1 protein-coding gene (only partly in view) is annotated in these 11,454 nt (G+C 44.3%); it reads left to right on the forward strand.

What is annotated here, in order from left to right; translation table 11 throughout:
* Positions 1-11,451, forward strand: the final stretch of a protein-coding gene (locus HDF25_RS00805) for a non-ribosomal peptide synthase/polyketide synthase (RefSeq protein ID WP_184621796.1). 22,155 nt of this gene lie to the left of the window's left edge; 11,451 of the gene's 33,606 nt are visible here — the last part of the coding sequence; the start codon falls outside the window, past its left edge; it ends in the stop codon at positions 11,449-11,451.
* The last annotated feature ends 3 nt before the right edge of the window (positions 11,452-11,454 follow it).

Consider the following 11,454-nt stretch of genomic DNA (forward strand, 5'->3'; position numbering starts at 1 on the left):
CAGATTTCTATAGGACTGGAAGGTCATGGACGTGAGGATATTACAGATGAAACTGATACAAGCCGTACGGTGGGTTGGTTTACTACAGTATATCCTGTACTGCTTCAGACTGCGGAAGATCCTGGGTCTTTATTGAAGCAGGTGAAAGAGACACTGAGACAGGTACCTGATAAGGGACTGGGATATGGTGTACTGAAGTATATTAATCAGATTGCTGGTCTTCAGGGTAATGAACCCTGGGATGTACAGTTTAATTATCTGGGACAAGCTGGTACAAATGCTGATACAGGTAAGTTTACCCGTCCGAGATGGGAGCTGTTCGGGTCTTCGCTAAGTGAACAGACTCCGGTTTCTCAGCCTTTGTCGGTTGCAGGTATTATCCAGGATGATAAACTGGTACTTTACTGGAGTTATAGCAATAAACACTTCGCCAGTGAAAGTGTAGCACAGCTTGCTGCTGCGTACCTGGAAAATCTAAATTCATTGATCAGTCATTGTGCAGCACAGACCGTGTCTTGTTCTACACCTGCTGATTTTGGATTGGGTGATGTGGTGAGTATTCAGGAACTGGATAAATTCCTGGATGATGAATTTGATGGCAAGTCAAGAAGGAGTCAGGTGGAGAGCCTGTACAGGTTAAGTGGTTTGCAGGAAGGTTTGTTATTCCATGGAATATTCGATAACAATGCCAGCGCTTATATAGAGCAATTTTCCGGAGAGTTAACAGACCTGGATACGGCTGCATTTATCGGTAGCTGGAATTATCTGTTAAAACAACATAGTATCCTCAGAAGTGCATTTTATGCAGATAGTTTTGCTGTCCCTGTTCAATGTGTTTATAAGGAAGCAGAGATACCAGTTGTTGTTCTTGATTATAGCGATAAACAAACTGATGAACAGGATCTGGCTATCAAAGCATATGAAAAAGCAGATCTTGAAAAAGGTTTTGACTTTACCAATGCCCCGCTGATGCGTATTTTCCTGGTGAAGCTAAATGCACATAAATATCATCTCTGCTGGACTTATCACCACATTTTACTGGACGGATGGTCTATGCCTGTGCTGATGGGAGAGCTGTTGAAAGTTTATGAATTGCTTGTTGCCGGGCAGGAACTGCCAAAACCGGTCGAAGATCGTTACGAGGATTATATCCGTTATATAGCGCAGCGTGATCAGGATAAAGGAGAGGCTTACTGGCGTAATTATTTAGCTGGTGTAAGTGAAGGTAGTTTACTGCCATTTATCAGCTCTGCTGCCGACCGGAATAAGGGAATTGGTGTATATGGAACATATCACATCCAGCTGAATGCCGAAACTACGGCACGGTTGTCCAGGTATGCGCAACGTCACCGTATTACCATGAATACATTGGTGCAGGGGGTATGGGCATATCTGTTATACAGATATACTGGCCGTGAAGAAGTCACCTATGGAATTACAGTATCTGGCAGACCTGATAATCTGCCGGGCGTAGAGCGTGCTGTCGGGATGTATATCAATACCTTACCATTCCATATTAGGGTAGATGAATCACAGGTTATTTCAACCTGGTTACAGACTATTCAGTCAGAACAATTGGAGAGCCGTGAATATCAACATCTTCCGCTTACCGAAGTTCAACGCTGGACTGGTGTTCAGGGTGAACTGTTTGATAGTTTACTGGTTTATGAAAATTATCCGAGTAATCCTATTCAGAGCTCTTCACTGAGTCTGCAAGCTGAGCATGTACGAAAAGAAGAACATACCAATTATCCGCTTGGTGTTGCTGTAATGGTTGCTGAAGAAATAACTGTCTATTTCAGTTATAATACTTCCCTGCTTGCGAAAGGATACATGGAGACTATAGCCGGACATTTCGAACAGGCAATGCTTGGCATGATGGTCGCAGATCATCATACACTGAAAGATATTGAAATACTATCGGTTAATGAGCAGCAGCAGCTGGTATATGAATTCAATGATACTTCATCGGCTTTGCCTGAATCTGAGACTATTTTAGCTCAGTTTAATTTACAAGTAGGCCGGACGCCGGATGCTACTGCGTTTGTAACTGATCAGGTGGAAATGACCTATTGGGAGTTGGATCAGCATGCCGGCCGCCTGGCAAATTACCTGAATGATCTTGGTGTTGGTAAAGGAACACTGGTACCATTATGTCTGGAAAGATCTCCGGAAATGATTATCAGTATTATGGCTATCCTGAAAGTGGGAGCTGCGTATGTTCCTATTGATCCTGATTATCCACAGGACAGAATTAGTTTTATTCTGGAAGACATAGCTGCAACTGTTTTGATCAGCAGCAGTAAATGTGTGGATGTCTTACCCGTAAACGGGATTCAGGTTATTCTGCCAGATACTGAATGGAAAAAGATCAGCACCTACGCTGTGTTAAGTGATGTTTCAGTTCTGGGAAGCGATCTGGCTTATGTAATCTATACCTCAGGGTCTACAGGAAAACCTAAGGGAGTACTGATAGAACATAGTGGGGTAGTGAATCTGGCAATGAGTCAGAAAAATGCGCTCCGTCTAACAGAAGGTACAAGATTCCTGCAGTTCGCTTCTTTTGGTTTTGATGCTTCCTGTTATGAAGTGTTTAACACTTTATTGAGTGGAGGGGTATTAGTATTACCTCAAAAAGAAGATTTGCTTTCGGAGGAAAGTTTCGGTGCTTTTGTTCAAAAACATAAAGTGGAGGTGGTTACTTTACCGCCATCTTACCAGCACATTGTAAAAGATGTCCTGGGACCTGTCACTACGGTTGTCTCAGCCGGAGAACCATTAAACAGGGAAGATGCGCGTTATATGATGTCAAAGGGTATCCGCGTAATTAATGCCTATGGTCCTACAGAAAATACGGTATGTACCAGTCTGACCGATCAGCCTATTCAGGAAGATAATATGGTCACTATTGGTCAGCCAATAGAAAATGTACAGGTATATATTCTGACTGAACAGGGTAAACTCTGTCCTGCAGGAGTTGCCGGTGAGCTTTGTGTAGGTGGTGCAGGAGTTGCCCGTGGTTATCTGAACCGTCCTGAACTGAGTGCAGAGAAATTTATAACTGATACTTTTAGTAGTAAACCGGGTGCTCGCTTATACCGCACCGGAGATCTTGGCCGCTGGTTACCTAATGGGCATATCGAATATCTGGGTCGTATAGATGACCAGGTTAAAATCCGTGGATTCCGTATTGAACCAGGAGAAATCGAGGCAGAGTTACAATTATGTGAACTGGTCAATACAGCAGTTGTTGCGGTTAAACCAGATCCGTATGGAAATAACAGACTAATTGGTTACGTCATTCCGGAAGGGGCTTTTGACAGGGAGGGTATATTGGCTTATCTGAAAGAAAAGCTACCTGAATATATGATCCCTGCTTTGTTGGTTGAGCTGGAAAAAATACCACTGACCCCAAATGGAAAGATAGACAGGAAAGCTTTACCTGTACCAGATAACCAGGCATTGACAGCGGGTAATTATGTTGCTCCCCGAAATGTTCTGGAAGAAAAACTGGTTACCATCTGGCAGGATCTGCTTCAGCTCTCAGGGGTTGGGGTATATGATAACTTCTTTGAACTGGGAGGTCACTCTTTACTGGCTATGCGTGTCATTGCTGCATTGCGTAAAACGCTACAGGCCGAAGTGACCGTAAAAGTTCTTTTCAATCATCCGACTATTGCAGAACTGTCCGCTTATATGGAACATCAGGCTCCGCATATGGTCAGAATGGCTATTGAAAAAAGGTCTGGAGAGGTATTGATTCCTTTATCCTTTAACCAGGAGCGTCTGTGGTTTATTGATCAGCTGGAAGGAAGTATACATTATCATATTCCGACTGCATTAAGATTAAAAGGAAGAGTGGATCAGAAAGCATTGGAAAATGCTATCCGTTATATTATGAACCGTCATGAGGTATTACGTACAGTAATATTGGAGGAAGACGGAAAAGCCAGACAGCATATTCTAGCAAGAGATTTATGGAAGTTGCAGGTTACGCAGCAGTTTGATACAGAAAAAGATTCATTGCATCAGCGGATCAATGAATTAGTATCTGCTCCATTTAACCTGGCTACAGATCATCTATTACGTGCCGATCTGATCATACTGGATCAGGAAGAGGCTGTTTTGGTACTGACCATGCATCATATCGCTTCTGATGGTTGGTCGGTGAGTATCCTGATCAGGGAACTCGCAGCATTGTACGAAGCTTTTGCATCAGGAGAAGAATTACAAATACCTGAACTGGCCATTCAATATGCCGATTTTGCAATCTGGCAGAGAGAACAGCTTACAACAGTAGTACTGGATCAGCAAATGGGCTACTGGAAAAAGCAGCTTAGTGGCACAGAAACATTGCAGTTACCGACTGATTTTCAGCGTGCGGGTCTTCAAAGTAAAAATGGGGCTGTGCATTCGTTTGTCCTGAAACAGGATGTATTGGAACAACTTCGGTTGCTTTCCCGTCAACAGGATTCAACCTTGTTTATGACCTTACTGGCAACTTTCAAGGTGTTGTTGTCACGTTACAGCGGACAAGAGGATATTTGTGTGGGTAGTTCTATAGCAGGCAGAGTGCAGCAGGAAACTGAAAATCTGATCGGATTTTTTGTGAATACCCTTGCTTTACGCAGTCATGCAGATCTGAGTCTACCTTTTACTACTTTCCTGAAGCAGGTTAAGGAAACTACCTTAAATGCTTATGAACATCAGGAACTTCCATTTGAAAAGATAGTGGAAGCAGTAGTGAAAGAAAGAGATCTGAGTCGTACTCCTTTATTCCAGGTGATGTTTGAATTACATAACACACCTGAAATGCCTGAGTTAAGTCTGGGTGAGCTTGTCCTTACGCAGGAAGAAATAGGTGCTATCACCTCTCAGTTTGATTTCACGGTTAACATGCTTGAAAGTAATGGAGAGTTAAACGGATACATCACTTATTGTACCGGTTTATATACTGCTGAAACTATAGCGAGACTGAGCAAACATTTTGAACAGTTGTTACAGGCTGTGGTTACTGCACCGGATGTTTTGATCGGTGAGCTGAAATTGCTGACTGATGCAGAGCAGCAGCAGCTGGAAGTATTCAATGATACAACGACATTCTATCCACATGAAGAAACTGCTGTGAGTCTTTTTGAAGCTCAGGTTTCACATCATCCTTTAGCACCAGCTATCGTTTTTGAGGACAAGATTTATACTTATCAGGAACTGGATGAACGGTCAAATCAGTTGGGGCGCTATCTGCGCAGCAAAGGAGTGACGACCGATACCCTGGTTCCGGTTTGCCTGGAACGTTCGGCAGAAATGGCAGTGGCGATCCTTGGAATTATGAAAGCAGGAGGGGCTTATGTTCCGGTTGATCCGGGTTATCCTGAAGATAGAATTAGCTTTATGCTTGAAGATACCCAGGCAACAGTAGTGGTGACTACACAGGATTTGAAAGCTCATATTGCTGCTTTTGCTGCAGTAGATACTGTGCTGCTGGATACCGACTGGAAGAAAATTAATAACCGTGCAGTGACTGCACCGGCTAATCCATCCGGTCCTTCCGATCTGGCTTATGTGATTTATACCTCAGGTTCTACAGGTAAACCTAAAGGAGTAATGATCGAACATGCGGGTATGCTGAACCATTTGTATGCGAAGATCAATGATTTACAGTTAAACGCAGAATCTGTGGTTGCCTTTACTGCTTCTTACACCTTTGATATTTCGGTATGGCAGTTGTTTTCGGCCTTACTTTGTGGTGGAAAGACGGTGATCTATTCTTCCGGACAGATCCTGGAGCCATCTTCACTGATGGCTGCTGTGGAAGCAGACGGGATTACGATCCTGGAGCTAGTACCATCTTATCTGAATGCTGTTTTACAGGAAAATATAGCGGTATCTCTGCATGCTTTACGTTATCTGTTGGTGACAGGAGAAGCGGTAAGTCAGCCGCTACTGGCTCAGTGGTTTGGTCATGCGGGTTATGGAAGTATTCCGGTGGTGAATGCTTATGGACCGACTGAGGCCTCAGATGATATTTGTCATTATATCATGCACCAGACCCCATCTCGGATCAATGTACCTATCGGTTATCCGGTTCAGAATATGCGTATTTATGTATTGTCTGCCGGAGATCAGCTATGTCCAGTTGGTGTTCCCGGAGAGATTTGTGTTTCTGGAATTGGTGTGGCGCGTGGTTATCTGAACCGCGGCGAGCTGAGTGCTTCCCGTTTCGTGCTTTGTCCATTTGAACAGGGCGGCAAACGGATGTACCGGACAGGTGATCTGGGGCGCTGGTTACCAGATGGCACGATAGAATATTTAGGACGTATCGATGATCAGGTTAAGATCCGTGGTTTCCGGATTGAGCTGGGCGAGATAGAGACTATTTTACAGCAGGCTGCTGGTATTTTACAGGCCGCAGTAGTGGTGAAAACAGATGCAGTTGGGAATAAACGTCTGGTAGCTTATGTGGTTTCAGAAGGAGAATTTGATCGGGAGGAAACGGTCAGCTGGCTGAAGAACCGTTTACCAGAGTATATGGTTCCGGGCTTGTTTGTTTCCCTGTCTGCATTGCCACTGACCGGTAACGGGAAGATTGACCGTAAAGGTTTACCTGATCCTGATATGGACAGTTTGCAGAGCCATCATTATGTTGCACCACGTAATGCACAGGAAAGTTTACTGGCTAAAATCTGGGAAGAGTTATTGCATGTTTCTCAGGTAGGTATTTATGATAATTTCTTTGAACTGGGTGGTGATTCGATTATCACGATTCAGGTGGTGAGCCGCGCACGTCGTGCAGGCTTCAGTCTTCATCCGCGGGACTTATTCGTCCATCAGACCATTGCAGGACTTTCTGCTTGTCTGTCAGTTGAAGGCGCTGGTGTAGCCGCAGGAGAACAGGGTTTACTGGAAGGGTTAAGTGGTTTACTGCCGATCCAGCAGCATTACCTGGAATCGGGTAGTGAGACCCTATCTCATTATAACCAGGGCGTTTTCCTGAGTGTCTCTAAAAGTGTGGATAGTGCTGTTTTAGCCGGAGCGATCACTCAGCTGGTTAGTGCTCATGATGCCTTGCGTTTTAGGTATCAACAGGGAGAGAATGGCTGGGAGCAGTATTATGGTCATACCTCTGCCGTACTGGAAATCAGTGATTTGCGCGAGGTGTTGTCTTCAGATCTGTCATCAGCCCTTGAAGCACATAATGACCGTTATCAGTCAAGTCTGGATTTGACAGCAGGAATTGTATTCCGTGCCGTGTTGATCTTAACGCCGGAAGCTGAACAGGCTAACCGTTTGTTGCTGGTTGTTCATCATTTGGCCGTGGATGGTGTTTCCTGGCGTATTATACTGGAAGAGCTGGAACAGTTACTGCAGGGGGGGCCACTTCCTTCGGTTAAAACGGCCTCTTATCGCCAATGGCATCAGTCATTGGTGGACTATGGATCAAAATCCCGTGTACAGGCACAACTGGGTTACTGGGCAAAAGCAGCAGCCGAGCCTTCTCCTTTGCGCCGTGTTCAGCAATGGTCAGGGACACTGAGCAGTGAGGATATGCATCAGTATAGTGCAGCACTGGATGCAGCCCGTACCCGTCAGTTATTACAGGATGTTCCGCGTGCTTACCATACAGTGATCAATGATTTGTTGTTATCGGCCCTGGCGCTGACTTTATCTGCCTGGAATGGTTCAGCTCGTGTCGTGATCGGACTGGAAGGTCATGGCCGGGAGGATCTGATCGGTGGAATTGATATCAGCCGTACGGTAGGCTGGTTTACCAGTTTATATCCTGTGGTACTGGAAGTTGCCTCAGGGAAAGATACTGGTTCACAGTTGAAAGACCTGAAAGAGCAATTGCGTCAGGTACCTGATAAAGGCCTGGGTTATGGGGTATTGAAATACCTGGATAAAGCTGCAGCCTTACAGGTTTCAGATCCTTGGGAAGTAGAGTTTAACTACCTGGGACAGTTGGATAATCTGGTGAGTGATTCAAAAGACACGGTATTATCAGGTGCAGGTGAGTCATCAGGCCGTTCGGTTGGAACAGGACATCCGGTGAGAGAATTGTTATCGATAAACAGTTCGATCCAGGGTGGAACTTTACAATTGAACTGGAGTTACAGTAGCCGTCATTTTACGGAAGAAGCGATTGCAGGTCTGGCTTCGGTTTACCTGGTGGAGCTGGAGAAGCTGATCGCACATTGTGTGGAGGTGGAGACCCCTGTATTTACGCCATCAGATTATAACCTGGGAGAGGAGATCAGCAATGAAGAACTGGATGTTTTCCTGGATGCTGAATATAACGGAGCTACAAGAAGGACACAGCTGGAAAGTATGTCCAGATTGAGTGGTTTACAGGAAGGAATGCTGTTTCATAGTTTATATGATGATCAGGCAGGTGCCTATATCGAACAGTTCAGTACTGTACTGACAGGATTGGTACCCGAAATTTTTGTCCGGAGTTGGGAAGAGCTGTTGCAGCGTCACAGTATCCTGCGCAGCGGATTTTATTATAATGAGTTTAAAGTACCGGTACAATGTGTTTATGCAGGGGTGAAAATTCCAATAAACATACTGGACTGTAGTACGATGAATATAGAAGAGCAAAAACAATATATCCTCGATTATGAACAGTCAGATCGTTTAGAAGCTTTTGACTTAAAGGCTGCTCCTTTAATGCGGATAACTTTAATCCGCATGGATGAGAAGCGTTACCAGTTTTTCTGGACTTATCATCACGTATTGCTGGATGGCTGGTCATTGGCAGTATTGCTTGGTGAGCTGATGCAGGTATATGAAATGCTATTCAGTAAACAGCCGGTATTACCTGTTGCTGAGGATCGTTATGAGGATTATATCCGTTATATCGAAAGACAGGATGCAGAAGAAGCCAGAACTTACTGGAGTAAATATCTGGAAGGTCTGGAAGAAGCTAGTCTGCTGCCTTTCATCAGCACAACCATTGACCGTACCAAAGGTATAGGGGTATATCAGGACGAAGAATTGCATCTGGATAAAGAAATTACATCCAGACTTAGCCTTTATGCACAGCGTAATCATATTACATTAAACACACTGATGCAAGGGGCCTGGGCTTATCTGTTGACACGTTATACAGGTCAGGAAGATGTGGTCTATGGAGTGATTGTTTCTGGTCGTCCTGATGATCTGACAGGAGTAGAGCAAAGAGTGGGTATGTATATCAATACACTTCCACTACGTGCTACAGCTGTTCCTGCGCAGCTTATTGCTACCTGGTTGCAAGCTATTCAGAAAGATCAGATCAGCAGCCGTGATTATCAATATACTACACTAAATGATATCCGCAGATGGTCTGAGGTCTCAGGTGAATTATTTGATAGTTTACTGGTGTTTGAAAATTATCCGGTAGATAAAGTGCTGTCTGCACAACCCTGGACTTTGCAGTCCGAAAGTGTAAGTATGCACGAACAGGGTAATTATCCACTGAGTCTGATTATAGGAACTGGTGAAGAAACTAATATCACTTTTAATTATAACAGCAGTTTACTGGATATAAATTATATCAGGGCTATAGCAGGTCACTTTAAATCGACATTACTACAAATCATAACACTTGAAAAAGGAATGCTGGATGCGATTGATATCCTGACAGCAGATGAGAAACAAGGTTTACTGACTGATTTGAATGATAATTCATTTACTTATCCTTCTTCTAAAACGCTGACGGATCTTTTTCAGGAACAGGTACGTGCTTCGGCTGGATCTGCAGCATTGATTTTTGGAAGAGATCAGCTGAGTTATGCAGAACTGGATAAACGATCCAATAAACTTGCTCATCATTTGATTAGTCTTGGTGCTGGCCGGGATACATTGATTCCTTTGTTTATAGATCGTTCTTTCGAAATGATCATTGGTATACTGGGTATCCTGAAAGCAGGTGCTGCTTATGTTCCTGTTCATCCGGATTATCCAACCGAACGTATAGCTTATATACTGGCGGATATTAATGCATCGCTGGTATTGAGTAATACAAGCATCGCTGGTTTATTACCGGCTACGGATTTACCTGTAATCCTGCTGGACAATACTGAACTGTTCGCGGTCTATCCTGAAAAAGCACCACTGAATGGAGCTTTTGCTTCTGACCTGGCTTATGTGATTTATACTTCAGGTTCCACCGGTCAGCCAAAAGGAGTACTGATTGAGCATGGCAGTGTTGTGAATCTGATTGCCTATCAGGGGATGAAATTCGGAATAGATAACAGTGAAAAGATTCTGCAGTTCTCGAATTACAATTTTGATGCTTCTGTAGAGCAGATTTTCCTGGCCCTGTTAAATGGTGCAACACTGGTTTTACTGGATGAGGCGAGCCGTCTTGATCCAACAGTGCTGGAACAGCTGTTAATTACCGAGGGGATTACCCATTTACATGCTACCCCTGGATTCCTGGAAACACTAAGTGCAGGCCGCTATGGCGGATTGAAACGGGTTATTTCAGGTGGTGAATACTGCCGTGCCTCATTGGCCGAAGCCTGGAAGCCTTATGTCGATTTTTACAATGAATATGGACCAACTGAAACTACAGTTACAGCCCTGGAATATCGTTATGAAGGTCTGGGAACAGATGAAGGAGTCCCAATTGGTAAAGGACTGGGTAATACGCGGACTTATCTTTTGGATAGTCAGTTAAGACCAGTTCCTGCGGGGGTAACCGGCGAATTATATATCGCTGGAGTACAGGTAGCCCGTGGTTATCTGAACCGTGCGGATCAAACGGCTTCTAGTTTCTTTGCCGATCCATTTTTAAATGGTGAGCGAATGTATAAAACCGGCGATTTATGTCGTCTGCTGCCGGATGGTAACCTGACTTATATCGGACGTAATGATGAACAGGTGAAAATCCGCGGTTACCGTATCGAACTCGGGGAGATTGAACATGTGCTGGCACAGCATGATCAGGTTGATCAGTGTGTGGTGCTGGCCAGGACAGATGCTCAGGGGAATAAACGTCTGGTAGGTTATGTCGTAACTGAGATTGAGTTTGATAAAGATGCCGTTGTATCGTTCCTGAAAAGCCGTTTACCAGAATATATGGTTCCTGGATTCTGGGTTGTTCTCGACAAACTGCCGCTGACTGGAAATGGTAAACTGGATAAAAAAGCTTTACCTGAACCTGATACGGACGGATTGACAGCCAATGAATATATCGCTCCGCGTAATGAAATGGAACAGAACCTGGCGGTGATCTGGCAGGAGTTGCTGGGGGTAAACCGGGTAGGTATCCACGATAATTTCTTTGAACTGGGCGGACATTCACTGCAGGTGATGCGGATGATTTCGGCCATTCGGAAAGTACTCGGAGTGGAAGTAGCCGTACGGACAGTATTTGAACTCAGTACGATTGACTCACTGGCCAAATATATTCATATACAGCATGATGACCTGGAAGAAGAAGACTCCAAAACAATAGACCTATAAATA

Origin of the sequence: Pedobacter cryoconitis (assembly GCF_014207135.1) — a bacterium.
Classification (GTDB): Bacteria; Bacteroidota; Bacteroidia; order Sphingobacteriales; family Sphingobacteriaceae; genus Pedobacter; species Pedobacter cryoconitis_D.